13 protein-coding genes are annotated in these 12,750 nt (G+C 68.8%); 4 read left to right on the plus strand and 9 right to left on the minus strand.

The features are described from left to right. Positions 1-86: 86 nt before the first annotated feature. Entirely contained in the window at positions 87-977 is an 891-nt protein-coding gene (locus LXM64_RS14530; RefSeq protein WP_234073831.1) for a LysR family transcriptional regulator, read from the minus strand. Positions 978-1,062: 85 nt separating this feature from the next. Between LXM64_RS14530 and LXM64_RS14535 the strand changes: the two genes are divergently transcribed. Then, the gene (locus LXM64_RS14535) at positions 1,063-2,007 is read left to right on the plus strand and encodes an EamA family transporter (RefSeq protein WP_234073832.1); all 945 of its coding nucleotides are present in this window, start codon (positions 1,063-1,065) and stop codon (positions 2,005-2,007) included. On the opposite strand, the gene LXM64_RS14540 is transcribed toward LXM64_RS14535, so the two are convergent. Further along, complete coding sequence (locus LXM64_RS14540) at positions 1,935-2,303, minus strand: hypothetical protein (RefSeq protein WP_137418779.1); 369 nt, start codon at positions 2,301-2,303, stop codon at positions 1,935-1,937. The genes LXM64_RS14535 and LXM64_RS14540 overlap by 73 nt on opposite strands. A gap of 268 nt (positions 2,304-2,571) precedes the next feature. On the opposite strand from LXM64_RS14540, the gene LXM64_RS14545 reads away from it, so the two are divergent. Both LXM64_RS14545 and LXM64_RS14550 read left to right on the plus strand, forming a co-directional pair. Beyond that, entirely contained in the window at positions 2,572-3,567 is a 996-nt protein-coding gene (locus LXM64_RS14545) for an ATP-binding cassette domain-containing protein (protein WP_234073833.1), read from the plus strand. Beyond that, positions 3,564-4,388, plus strand: coding sequence for an ABC transporter permease (locus tag LXM64_RS14550; protein ID WP_234073834.1), 825 nt, complete (start codon positions 3,564-3,566; stop codon positions 4,386-4,388). The genes LXM64_RS14545 and LXM64_RS14550 overlap by 4 nt, the downstream gene beginning before the upstream one ends. A 1-nt stretch (position 4,389) precedes the next feature. Here the strand turns inward: LXM64_RS14550 and LXM64_RS14555 are convergent, their stop codons facing one another. The 6 genes from LXM64_RS14555 to LXM64_RS14580 form a co-directional block, all read right to left on the minus strand. Beyond that, complete coding sequence (locus LXM64_RS14555; RefSeq protein ID WP_234073835.1) at positions 4,390-7,215, minus strand: ATP-binding protein; 2,826 nt, start codon at positions 7,213-7,215, stop codon at positions 4,390-4,392. Between the two features lie 152 nt (positions 7,216-7,367). Next, on the minus strand, positions 7,368-7,799 hold the full coding sequence (locus tag LXM64_RS14560; protein WP_234073836.1) for a hypothetical protein: 432 nt from the start codon (positions 7,797-7,799) through the stop codon (positions 7,368-7,370). Next, on the minus strand, positions 7,796-7,996 hold the full coding sequence (locus LXM64_RS14565; protein ID WP_234073837.1) for a hypothetical protein: 201 nt from the start codon (positions 7,994-7,996) through the stop codon (positions 7,796-7,798). The genes LXM64_RS14560 and LXM64_RS14565 overlap by 4 nt, the downstream gene beginning before the upstream one ends. Positions 7,997-8,866: 870 nt before the next feature. Next, positions 8,867-9,373: a hypothetical protein gene (locus LXM64_RS14570; RefSeq protein ID WP_234073838.1), complete on the minus strand. Its 507-nt coding sequence runs from the start codon at positions 9,371-9,373 to the stop codon at positions 8,867-8,869. Positions 9,374-9,434: 61 nt separating this feature from the next. Then, positions 9,435-9,878, minus strand: coding sequence for a hypothetical protein (locus LXM64_RS14575; protein WP_234073839.1), 444 nt, complete (start codon positions 9,876-9,878; stop codon positions 9,435-9,437). 425 nt (positions 9,879-10,303) lie between these two features. Beyond that, positions 10,304-11,083: an alpha/beta fold hydrolase gene (locus LXM64_RS14580; protein ID WP_234073840.1), complete on the minus strand. Its 780-nt coding sequence runs from the start codon at positions 11,081-11,083 to the stop codon at positions 10,304-10,306. 60 nt (positions 11,084-11,143) lie between these two features. Between LXM64_RS14580 and LXM64_RS14585 the strand changes: the two genes are divergently transcribed. Further along, positions 11,144-12,436: a condensation domain-containing protein gene (locus tag LXM64_RS14585; RefSeq protein ID WP_234073841.1), complete on the plus strand. Its 1,293-nt coding sequence runs from the start codon at positions 11,144-11,146 to the stop codon at positions 12,434-12,436. Between the two features lie 7 nt (positions 12,437-12,443). Here LXM64_RS14585 and LXM64_RS14590 read toward each other — a convergent pair whose 3' ends face one another. Continuing rightward, positions 12,444-12,746: a putative quinol monooxygenase gene (locus tag LXM64_RS14590; RefSeq protein ID WP_234073842.1), complete on the minus strand. Its 303-nt coding sequence runs from the start codon at positions 12,744-12,746 to the stop codon at positions 12,444-12,446. Between the last annotated feature and the right edge of the window lie 4 nt (positions 12,747-12,750).

The raw sequence follows: 12,750 nt of genomic DNA on the forward strand, positions 1-12,750 counted from the left end.
CCGTGATCTCGTGGCGGAGATGCAGTCTCGCGGGCGTGGAGGGGGTGGGGACAGTCTCGCGGTGCGGGCGGCGACGCGGGCAGGGGTCAGGATGCGGGGAGCAGGTCGCGGATGAGGCGCACCGCGGGCGAGTCGGTCATGCTCGCGCGCCACACGAGCGCAACCGGACGCGTCGGCACGGGGTCGCGCACCGGCACCGCGACGACGGAGTCGGGCAGCCGCCCACGCCCCAGCTTCGGCACCAGCGCCACGGCGAGCCCGTGGGCCACGAGCTCGATCTGCGACGCGAACTCCAGGCACCAGAAGTCGATGCGCGGCGGATGCGGCTCGCCCCGGAACATGTGGCAGAACCACTCGTAGCAGATGGTTCCGTCGGGGGTGCTGGACCACACACGATCGCGCACGTCGGCGGGGCTCACCGCATCCCTCGACGCGAGCGGGTCGTCGCGGTGCACGAGCAGATCCGCCGTGTCGCGGAGGAACTCGACGCTGCGCACGCTCGGCGGCAGCGTAAGCGTGACGCCCTCCCAGTGGTGCACGATCGCGAGATCCAGCGTGCCGGCGGTCACCGCCGCGACCGCATCCCACGGATCGATCTCGGTGACGGTCAGGCGCAGGTCGGGCGCTTCGGCGGCCGCTCGTGTCACGAGGTGGGGGACGACACCGCGCACGGCGGTCGAGAAGACGCCGAGACGCAGCGTTCCCGTGGGGCGGGCGCCCGCGTCGTGCAGTCGTGAGCGCAGCTGCTCGACCTGGGCACGCAGTTGCGCCCCCTCCTCGACCAGGCGCCGCCCCGCTGCGGTGAGCACGACACCGCGGCCCTCCCGATCGATGAGCCGGGCACCGAGGTCGCGCTCGAGCCGCTTGATCTGCTGGGACACGGCCGAGGGCGTGTAGTCGAGCTCGGCCGCCGCGGCGTGGACCGTGCCGGTGCGGGCGAGAGCGAGCAGCGCATCTACCGCGGCCAGATCGATCATGGCGTCGACCGTATCACCAGGCTTCACGGATCCATGCAGAACCGTGCGCTGGTGCTGCACGGACACGCTCGGCCACGATGGGCGGGTGCCCCTTCGTTCCTCTCTTCTCGCCGCCCTCGTCGCCGTCATCTGGGGCGTCAACTTCGTCGTGATCGACGCGGGGCTCGACGGGATGCCGCCCGCACTGTTCGTCGCGCTGCGCTTCACCGCCGTCCTCGTGCCCGCCATCTTCTTCGTGCCGCGGCCGAGGGGGCGGATGCGGGACGTCCTGCTCATCGGGCTCTTCATGAGCCTCGGTCAGTTCGGGCTGCTGTACACGGCCCTCGCGATGGGCATGCCGCCGGGACTCGCCTCCCTCGTGCTGCAGGCCCAGGTGGCCTTCACGATCGTCTTCGCCGCGATCGCCCTGCGCGAGGCTCCGCGTCGGGCGCAGGTCATCGGTGTGGTCGTCGGCGCCGTCGGACTCGGGATCGTCGCAGCCGGACGGGATGCGGCGACCCCCGCACTCGCTCTGGTGGTGACCCTCGCGGCTGCCGCATCGTGGGCGATCGGCAACGTCATCGCACGCCGGCTCGGCGGTGCGGGGCAGGGCGGCGCGCTCGCGGGGCTGTCGGTCACCGTCTGGTCGGCGCTCGTCGTCCCGGTGCCGATGGTTCTCCTCGCCGTCGCGCTCGACGGACCGGATGCGGTCGGCACCGCACTCACGCACCTCACCGCGGCGCAGCTGCTGTCCACCGCCTACACGGCCTGGCTCGCGAGCCTGATCGGTTACGGCATCTGGAACACCCTGCTGGCCCGGTATACCGCATCCGCCGTCGTCCCGTTCACGATGCTGGTGCCGCCGGTCGGTATCGCGGCGGCATGGCTCGCGCTCGGTGAGACGCCCGCACCCGCCGAGCTCGTCGGCGGCGCCGTGCTGCTCATCGGCGTCGGCATCGCGGTGCTGCGGCCCCGCGGTCAGAAGGTGAGCGGCGTGTCCTCGGGCGCACGAAGGCGCAGCGCGGCCGGGGCCGGCCAACCGAGCTCGTAGGTGCGAAGCGGCGCATCGATCGCGCCGAAGTCCTCGCTCTTGACCACGATGCGCTCCGGAGTCACCTCCACGAGACGCACCGCCAGAGGCGCTGCACCCTCGCGCTCCAGCATCCACTTCTCGGCGAGCCAGCCGAGCCCTCGCGCCTCGAGCGCCTCTTCCGCGTCGAGCCACTCGACGGGCTCGGTCATGTCGTGGCCGAGGAGGTCGACGGCGACCCAGCCGGATCCCTCCGGCCGGATCCAGCCGAGCAGCTCGCCGTCGTCGCGGCGGTGCGGGGTCCAGTCCGGGTTCATCCCGCCACCCTACGACCCGGCGGGCCACCTCCTGCCCACGAGACTGCATCTATCGCACGAGATCACTGGCATTACCCGTGATCTCGTGCTCGAAATGCAGTCTCGCGGGTGGGGGTTGGGGATGAGAGTGCGGCCGCGAGCGCGCGGGCGGGCTGGGCGACCCTCCGGGCGGTGCGTGACAGCGCGGTGACAGCGGCGGGGGCGACGTGACAGCGGCATGACGGCGCACGCGGCGCACTCTGGGAGCACGCCAGCAGAAAGGCCCCCCATGACCACCTCACTCCCTCCCGCCGTCCGTGCCGAAGGCCTCGTCAAGGTGTTCGGCGACAACCGCGCGGTCGACGGCGTCGATCTCCTCGTTCCCACCGGCACCGTCTACGGCGTGCTCGGCCCCAACGGTGCCGGCAAGACCACCACCATCAACATGCTCGCGACGCTCATGCGTCCGGATGCGGGTCGCGCCGAGATCTTCGGCCACGACGTCACCGCCCAGCCGCAGGTCGTGCGCCAGCTCATCGGCGTCACGGGCCAGTTCGCCTCCGTCGACGAGACCCTCTCGGCCACCGAGAACCTCATGATCTTCGCGCGCCTGCTGGGACTCAGCCGCGCGGATGCACGCGCGAAGTCCACCGAGCTGCTCGAGCGCTTCGGCCTCACCGACGCCGCTCGCCGCCCGTTGAAGAAGTTCTCCGGCGGGATGCGGCGGCGCCTCGACCTCGCGGCCTCGCTCATCGCCCAGCCGCCGCTCATCTTCCTCGACGAGCCGACGACGGGACTCGACCCCCGCACCCGCGGGCAGATGTGGGACACGATCCGTGAACTCGTCGCCGGCGGATCCACCGTGCTGCTGACCACGCAGTACCTCGACGAGGCCGACCAGCTCGCCGACCGCATCGCGGTGATCGATCACGGCCGCGTCGTCGCCGAGGGCACCTCGGACGAACTCAAGGCATCGATCGGCACCGCCAGCCTGCAGCTGCGCGTCTCGGAGACGGCGGACACCGCATCCGCTCTCGAGATCGTCGAGAGCGTGCTCAGCGTGCGCGCCACGCTGTCGCCCGAGGCCTCCCGCATCACGGCTCCCATGGCGGATGCGGACCGCGTCACCGACCTGCTCATCGCTCTGCGCACCGGCGGCGTGCGTCTGGCCGAGATGAGCGTGCAGAAACCCACCCTCGACGAGGTGTTCCTCACCATCACCGGTCACGACACCGGATCGGACGCCGCCGATGAGACCGAGACGAAAGAGATGGTGACCGCATGACCACCCTCGCACCCCATCGCATCGTGCCCGCCACCGAGCGAGCGCTGAAGAACCGCACGAGCCTGTCGCAGACGGTGAGCAACACCCTCACGATGGCCTACCGCGGTCTCGTGAAGATCCGGCGCACACCGGAGCAGCTCGTCGATGTGACGCTGCAGCCGATCATCTTCACCCTGATGTTCGCGTACATCTTCGGCGGCGCGATCTCCGGCGACGTGCAGAACTACCTGCCGCTGCTGATCCCCGGCATCCTCGTGCAGACCGTCGTCACCACCTCCGTCGTCACCGGCACGCAGCTGCGCGAAGACATGGACAAGGGCGTCTTCGACCGCTTCCGCTCCCTGCCCATCGCGCGTATCGCGCCGCTGTCGGGCGCACTGCTGGCCGACACCCTGCGCTACACGATCGCGACCACCCTCACCTTCGGCATGGGCTTCGTCATGGGCTACCGACCCGGCGGCGGCGCGCTCGCCGTCATCGGCGCGGGTCTGCTCGTGATCGTCTCGTCCTGGGCGATGAGCTGGATCTTCGCGTTCTTCGGCGTCATCGCCCGCACCGCGGCCAGCGTGCAGGGCATCTCGATGCTGGCGCTGTTCCCGCTGACGTTCCTCTCGAACGCCTTCGTCCCGGTCGACACGCTGCCCGATGTGCTGCGGTGGTTCGCGGAGATCAACCCGATCTCCCACCTGATCACCGCGGTACGCGACCTCGCGAACTCCGGTGTCGTCGGCGGCGACCTGTTCGTCTCGCTCGCGGGTGCGGCCGTCATCGTGGCGATCTTCGCCCCGCTGACCGTGCGCGCCTACATGCGCAAGGCCTGATTCAGAGCATCGCCACCAGGGCGGCGAGATCAGCGGGGCCGGATGCGGAAGCGTCCGGCCCCGGATCCGTCCCGATCGCCGTCCGCACGCGCTGTACGACGGGATCCGTCTCGTCGGACCGGCCCCGCAGCACCGCCGCGAGCGTCAGAGCGTGCCGCGCGTCATCGGGGCGGTGGGTCGCGGCGAACAGCTCCGCGGCGGCGAGCGCCGCATCCGCCATGATCGGCTGGTCGCCCGATCCCATCGCGAGCTCGATGCCGACGCGCACCTCGTCGCGAGCCTCGTCGAAGCGGTCCGCAAGCACGAGCGCCTGCGCATGACGCGCGTGCATCCACGCGTGGATCTGCGGCGGGATCCCGGGCAAGGATCCGTTCCGCAGCGCGGGCGGCATCGTCTCGAGGATGGCCAGCGCCGCGCCGCCGTCTCCGACGATCACCTCGAAGGTCACCGCCGTGAGGGATGCCTGAAGCACCGCGCGGTCGGATCCGTCACGGCGCGCGGCCTCCTGCATCCCGGCCAGGCGCTCCCTCGCCTCGCGGATGCGGCCGAGCCGCACCAGCAGCACGATCGCGAAGGCCTGCTGCTGCAGCTGATCGGAGACGGAGGTCAGCCCCTCGAGCGCGCTGCTGGCCGCATCGGTGATCTCGAGCGCCTCTTCGAGCCGGCCGTGCAGCATGAGCCACTCGGAGCGCATCTGGCTCGCGAGCGCGATCCCCCAGGTGTCGCCCACGTCTCGCAGCAGGCGCAGTGCCTCCTCGCTCTGACGGTCGAGGCGCTCGATGTCGCCGCCGTTCTGCGCGATGGCGGCCTCGATGGCGGCGACGACGCCACGGGACCAGGTCGGTGCACCCACGAGGTCGGCGGGGTCCAGGCGGAAGTTCGGCAGCCAGGGCGTGCCGGGGCGCCCGTCGCCGATGGCTCGTGCCTGCGCCTTCAGCAGGACGGGCAGGATCAGCGACAGCTCGGACGGATGCGCCGCCGCGGCCTCGGCGATCCGGTCGGCGTCCTCCGCGGTGAAGCCTCCCGAGACCTGCGCGTCGGCGGAGGCGAAGATGAGTCGAACCCCCGTGATCACCACCCCCGCCTCGGAGTCGAGGGTGGCGTCGGCGCCGACGAGTTCGAGGGCGGCGCGCAAGGCCTCCAGACGCTCGCGCATGATCCACGCCCAGATCTGCGCGCGCACGAGCTCGACGGCCGTCTCGCTCATCTGCGCCCGCGCACCGCTCCAGCGGGTGGCGGCAGCCAGGTTCTCCTCGTTGGCATCGAACCAGGCGATCGCGGAACGCACCGCGGGCGTGCGCAGCTCCGCGTCGCGCTCGAGGGCCCGTCGCGCGAGCACCCGCGCCTGCGTGTCGCGCGCCCGATCTTCGGAGCCGCGACGACGGAGCTGTTCGAGCCCGTACTCGCGCACCGTCTCGAGCACGCGGAAACGGCCGCGCGCTCGCTGTACGAGCGAGCGGTCCACGAGCTCGTCGAACACGCTCGCGGGCAGGGCGAAGGCCGCGGCGACCGCACCCGCATCCGCCGCGTCGATGCCGTCCGGGAACACGGCCAGGGCGAGCAGCCCCTCGCGCTCCGGTTCGCCGAGCAGATCCCAGCTCCAATCGATGACCGCGCGCAGGGTCTGATGGCGGGCCGCCGCCGAGCGGGGACCGCGGTCGAACAGCGCGAACCGGTCGGAGAGGCCCGACTCCAGCTCGTCCACACCGAGCGTGCGCGCTTTGGCTCCCGCCAGCTCCAGGGCGAGGGGAAGCCCGTCGAGGTGCCGCGCGATGCGCGCGACGGCGGGAAGCTCCTCGGCAGTGGGTGCCGTGCCGCGAGCGGCGAGGATGCGGGCGGCGAGAAGAGCGGTGGCGTCCGCATCCGGCAGCGGACCGAGTTCGACGAACGCCTCACCGGGCAACCCGAGGGGCTCGCGGCTCGTCACCAGCACGGTGACGCCCGGCACCGCGAGCACGGTCGCCGCGACCTCGGCCGTCTCCTGCAGCACGTGCTCCGCGTTGTCGAGCACGAGCAGCACGGACCGACCCGCAAGGGCGGCGAGCACGCTGTCCGCCGCGGGGAGCTCCCCCGCGGGATTGTCCGTGAGCCGGATGCTGCGCCCGAGCGCGGTGACCACCGCACCCCAGACCTCGCCCGGCTGAGCCGGCGCGAGCTCCACGAACACGGCGGGCGGCCGATTCCTCGCGGTCTCGAGGGCGAGGGTGGTCTTACCGGCGCCGCCCGGGCCGAGGAGAGTCACGAGACGGAAGGTGCTCAGCTGAGCGGCGATCAGGGCGAGTTCCTTCGCACGACCCACGAGCGGGGTGAGAGCCGCCGGGATCGCGGGCACGGGTTCCGGCGCTTCCTCGGTTTTCCGTGGTGTACCTCGCGTAAGCCGCTCGGCGTGCGCGCGGTCTTCGAGGAGATCGCGCAGCACCCAGTCGAAGCCGTCGGCCAGCCACGGCTCACCCCGCCAGAGTGCCAGCGCCTCGCGGACGAGGGGTACGGGGTCCTCGCGGGCGCGTGCCGCCTGCACGAGGTCGGCGAAGCGCACGAGATCGACGTCGTCGCGGGCGATGCCGAGCGCGTAGCCGCCGGGCTCCGCGCGAAGGATCCCCTCCGGCAGCGTCCGCCGCATCCGCGACACCAGCGACTGCAGCGACGCGCGCGGGTCGTCCGGGGCGTCGTCGGGCCACACGTCCTCCGCGAGGGCGCGGTAGGTGACTGTCGTTCCCGCATCCAGTGCGAGCCTCAGCAGCAGGGCACGCTGGCGCGATCCGCGCACCTCGATGGGCGAGCCCGCCGCATCCTCGGCCGCGAAACCGCCGAAGAACCGCAGCCGCATGCTCTCACTGTAGAACGCGCCCGCATCCGGCCTCGAAATGGATAAGCGGCGGACGCGTCGATGCGATCACTCGAACATCCATCAGCGCCCGTTGCAGCCAGCGGCCGATGGGCATCGCCGGCTTGCGTGTCGCTTCGGCGCGGACGCCGGGCCTATTCAGCCTTCTGTCCGGTTGCAGGGCCGAGCAATGTCCGGACAGCGTCGACGAATCTCTCGACATAACGCTGCCTGATCGGCAGGAAGCCTCGTGGGCCAGCAGGATTCACCGAGATGTCGTAGGTGGAGCCATCTGTGAAGGCAAGTCGCGCCACGGGGTCCAGGAACCCTCTCATGACGCGCAGCGTGACCGCACGTTCGAGCTGCCCGGATGAGTACTCGGCGATGACGGTTGCGGTTCTTCCGCTGCGGATCTCGAGCAGCCCAGGCAGGATGCGTACGAACCCTTCGCCGATCTTCTCGCCCTCATGCGGTTCCACCCCTGCTGCCCAGCGACGCGCCCCGAGCATGACGAAAGAGACACCCGAAAGCTCCCGAGCAGCGCGCCGGACTGCTCGAAGGTGGTTCGACCAGGAGTAGACGCTCACAACAGCGAGAGGGACAGACAGGATGGCGAAACCAGGACGTTGTCGAAACGATCGATGTACGCGTTCACCACCGCGAATGCAGCGAACGCAAGGGACAGGAACGGGGCCATCGTGCCCGCCATCAGTCGCTGGCCGCGAACCTGCGTCGGCGCGAAGGTCATCATCACGTCCTGGACGTTATGCGGGCTCCTCACCACGCCTCCATCCTCCTTGACGATCCGGCAACGGACTGGAGTAGCCCATCGACAAGAAGTGACTGACGACGGTCAGAGTACCGCGGGGCACTTCAGCCTCCAGCACAACGCGGGCCGCGTCGAGGACCCGGGACTGGTGCGAGGCGTTGGAATCCCTGCCGCAGGCAGCCGGGATCTCACCCCGTATGCACTTCGGCCATCAAGCGTTCCAGTTGCTCCGAAGACGCCATTCGGGGTATCAGCCTGTCGTAGTCGAGCACCAACAAGTCTAAAGAACCGTGTGCGGGTCCGCCCACGAAAGTCGCACAAAGCGTTCGATATCGGCGTCCATAGAAGCCGTACTCCCCCACCCTGTACTGCACGCGCTGAGCCTCGAGATGCGCGAGCATTCGAGGCGTCGACCCCTTCCTCCAGATGGAGACTGTCTTCGAGTCGATGACGGCCACCGCCCCTGGGGTCCGAGCCAGTAGAGGATGTGACGCCCCCAGTGCGCGCACCTGTCTGGCCTGGTCAGTGCCCATGGTGACCGGGACGATGACCGCGCCTGGGAACTCGCCCCCCCCAGCCGTCGAACAGTCTTTGCGGTGATCGCACGAAGGCTCACAGCGACGGCGACCAGAACCAAACCGAGAAACCCGAGCGAAAACAGCATGACAATCGCCAACAGCGCTACGCCAGATCCTGGGAGCTGTTCTCCATTGACCCAAGCTGTAACAAGATGTGCGCAGATTACGCACCCCGCACGCTTCCACCTCATTGAGGGAACGGCCGCAGACCCGACAGAGAATGCGCCAGCCAGGGTCGCGGCTGCGGAGCTACGCCCAAAGCTCATCATCGACAGCCTCTCGTTGTGTATCTGCCCACTGGGAAGTGTCAGGTATCGAAGTACGGCGGAGCAAGCCCCGCGATCTTGCGCATCTCGTCGGCAACGGTGCGAATTGTGCGGTAACGCCCATAAACACTCGTGGCCATGTAGCGCCGTGTGCGTCCGTTCTTGTCGTAGACGATGACGATCATTCGCACACGGCCCGCAAAGGGAACCCAGGAAACCATAGATCCCGTCAGCATCGTCGTTACGTCCCAAAGCTCGATCGCCGAGACGTTCTCGATCTGAACTTCGAAGGTGCGAATCCAATTTCGACAGTGGAAGGTTTGGCCTGTCACATACATACCCAGACTCCAACACCGTGTTGCGACGTACATTGACAACGCAAAAGGAATGATGGGAAGGAACGTCAACCAGCCGGATCCTGGAGTATTAAGCAGAAGCAGAAATACGAAGATTGACAAAGTGCCCGTCAACGCCGACCAGGTGCTTGCCCAGACTCTCACGCCACGCGCCGATCCAGGCAGCATTCTTCCGCTGCTCAAAACAACCATCCGAGGCTACCGGGCATACGAATCTGCATCCGTCTATTGGGACCACCAGGTGACTGTGTCATTAGAAGAATGACTGTTTCACACCGGCTGCGTCGGCGACCTCTTTCGCGACCGAGCGCATCAGACGCTCCCTCCCGTAGACATTAGTGGCGGAGTAAGACTCTTTACGCTCGCCGCTCTTATAAAAGATGACGATCATTCCCACCCGACCGATGAAAGGGACCCACCCAATGAACGTTCCGGTGAGCATCGTACTCACCGAGTATATTCTTATGGATTCAATCTCTTCGAATCGCACTTCAAATGCGCGGATCCAATTACGGCAAACCAAACTATGGTCGGTCAAATACATGCCGAGAGACCACACGCGAGCGGCGAGAAAGAAAGCGAGAGAGATGATGAACAGCGGGGAAAACGTCCACCAGCCCTTCCACGGCATCGACGCGAGCAATACACCAGAGTATGCCGCGACAGCTAGATACAGCACGGCACTCGTGACCGCCATGATCCTCACGCCCCGCTGAGAGCCCACGAGTAATCTCTCACCACTCAAACGAACCACCCCCAGCGACGAGGACTCCTCATCTCACGTTCACAAGCTGAGTGACGGCTCCGATGAATGTGAGCAGGCCGAACGTACTCATGAGAACGCCCGCTAACCCGAGCGACCACGGGCGCTGCATCTTCCTTAAGAATGTCATGCCGCGCCCGCGAAGAAGTACATCCTCCCTCTGCAATATCGAGGCAAGAAGTGGCTTGCGAAACCAGACGACCAAGATACCCGCAATGGATGTCAAGGCGCCCATGATCATGCTGGGAACGAACGACTGAGGTTCCAACTCCGCGCTCACGGTACGATTCCCCCTCCACCGCTGCACCCCACACCGGCACCGACCCCAAAGTACCCCAAGGGTCCCGCGCCGCTGGGCCTCAAGCGCGGGTGGTGACGTGCTCGGCGAAGAGGCCGGGCCAGGCCATCACGCCGTAGGGGCTGCGAGCCACGATCAGGCGACTGTCGTCGATGAGCTCGCGCAGTGTGCGCGCGGTCTTGAGCGGATGCGTGCGGTCGCCGGTCCAGGCGAGGATGAGGGTGGGCACCTCGATGCGGGCGATGCGCTTCTTGGGTGGAAGGTCGGTGGCCGCCGCTCCGCGCAGCACGATGGGCAGCAACTCGGCCGGCACGGTGGGACGCGTCTCCGGCGCGTCCGCGAGGGCCGGCGGAACGGGAGCCGTGTCACCGATCTCGAGCAGGGCGGAGAGACCCCCGCGCTCGACGAGTTGGGCGTTAGCCCGGTACACATCACCCTGCGCACGACGTCGCTTGTACGCGGTCGGCGGCGTGACGAGGGTGAGCGTCGAGAAGCGGCGCCGGTCTGCGGATGCCGCGTGCAGCAGGGTGCCCGTCCCCATCGACGGACCGACACCGTGCACCTTCTCGCCGGGCGCGACCGCGTCCAGCAGCATGAGCAGGTCTTCTGCCAGCGCGTCCCAGCCGTAGTCCGACTCGCGGTCGGTGCCGCTCGATCGTCCGTGGCCGCGCGCGTCGTAGCGGAGGATGCGGTGACCGCGCAGTGCCCGACCGAGGTCCAGACCCAGCTGCGCGTCGCGGCTGCGGCTGGAGGTGAGGCCGTGCAACTGCACGACGAGCGGGCCCTCGTCGCCGGTGATGTCGTAGTCGAGACTCGCTCCCCGCACACGTAGCGCCGGCATCCGCGTCTCCGTTCCCACCCGTCCACTGCCCGCAATCTGCGCCCCCTAGACTACGGCGCCATGCGCCTCACGAATGTCGCCCACCTCCGGCTCCCGGCCGGACGGCTGCACAGCTATGACGTCGTGATCGAAGCGACGGACGAGGAGCTCCCCGTCTCGTTCGACCAGGGCCGCCATGTCGGCGAGGGCGACCGTCCGGGATCGTGGATGGCGATGTCGTTCCGGCTCCCGACTGCCGAGCGCGAAGCGCTGGGTCGGGCGTGGGATGCGGTCGTCGCCCGCCACGGAACACTGCGCACCGTCTTCCGCGACCACGACGGCGTGCGGCTCTTCGCAGGCTCGCAGGCCCCCGGCACCTGGCGCTCGCATCCGACGGATGCCGGAATGGCCGAGGCGGTGCGGGAGGCCTTCGACACCGGCTGCCGCCCGTACGGCGCGGGCTCGTTCCTGCTGTGTCTCGTGGAGCCGGATGCGGGCGAGCCGGTCGTCATCATCGGCAGCGATCACGCGCACGTCGACATGTGGTCGCTCCTGGTGCTGGGTCGCGACCTGGATCGCGCGCTGCGCCGCGTGCAGGCGGGGGCGGAGGTGGACCTGGAGCCCGCGCATCCGTTCGCCGAGCACACCGCCCTGCTGGAGGCGATGGGCGAGTCGCCCGCCGACGTGCGCGACGAGTGGGAGCGCCTGCTCGCCGCCGGCGGACAGGCCATGCCGCGCTTCCCGCTTCCGCTCGGCGACATGAGCCGCGCCCACGACGAGCTCGTGGAGGTGCGAGACGTGCTCGATCCCGCACAGGTCGTGGAGCTGACCCGCGTCGCGGACGAGCGCGGTGTACGGCCGACCGCCGTCGCGCTCGCGGCGGTCACACGTGCCACCCGTCGCGTCGCCGACGCACCCCTGCGCGCCGTATTCCCCGTGCACAGTCGGAACGATCCCCGGTGGACGGATGCGGTGGGCTGGTTCATCACGAACTCGGTCATCGAGTGCGAGGACGGCGACCCGGAGGCGTGCGCCGCGGATGTCCGCCGCGCGCTGCAGCTCGGCTCGCATCCGCTGGCTCCGGTGTTCGCGCCCCGCGGCGGGATGCCCCGAACGCCGGGCATGTTCGCGCTGTCGTGGTTGGACACACGACGCCTGCCCGTCTCGGTCGATGACCCGCAGGCATCGTGGATCTCCGCGGTGATCCGCACGAACGGCGTGATGATCTGGTTCGTCATCAACGACACCGGCCTGCATCTGCGCTGCCGCTACCCGGATACCCCCGAGGCGCGCGCCTCGCTCACGCTCTGGCTGGATGCGGTGGAGAGCGAGCTCAGGGCGGCGGCGACCGCATCCGTTCCGGTTGCGGGCTGAGCACCACTCACTCGGCTGCGTCCACCCGGAAGTGACGCAGACCCAACGGGGCCTCGAGGTACCGTTCCTCACCGGGGAAGGTCACCGGCTCGGTGCGCCAGCGCGCGCCGACATAGGAGATCAGATCCGCTTCATCGCGCCACGCGGAGACGTACTGGATGCGGCGCGGGTCCGCCTCGTCCACCAGCACCTCGTGACGCACGAGGCCGGGGTGTCGATCGGGGAAGTCGGCGACGAGCTCATGCAGCCGAGCGAGGAACTCCCGCTCGGCACCGGCGCGCACGATCGCCTCGGATACGCGGAGGATCATGGCG

Source organism: Microbacterium binotii, from assembly GCF_021398715.1.
Taxonomy (GTDB): Bacteria; Actinomycetota; Actinomycetes; order Actinomycetales; family Microbacteriaceae; genus Microbacterium; species Microbacterium binotii_A.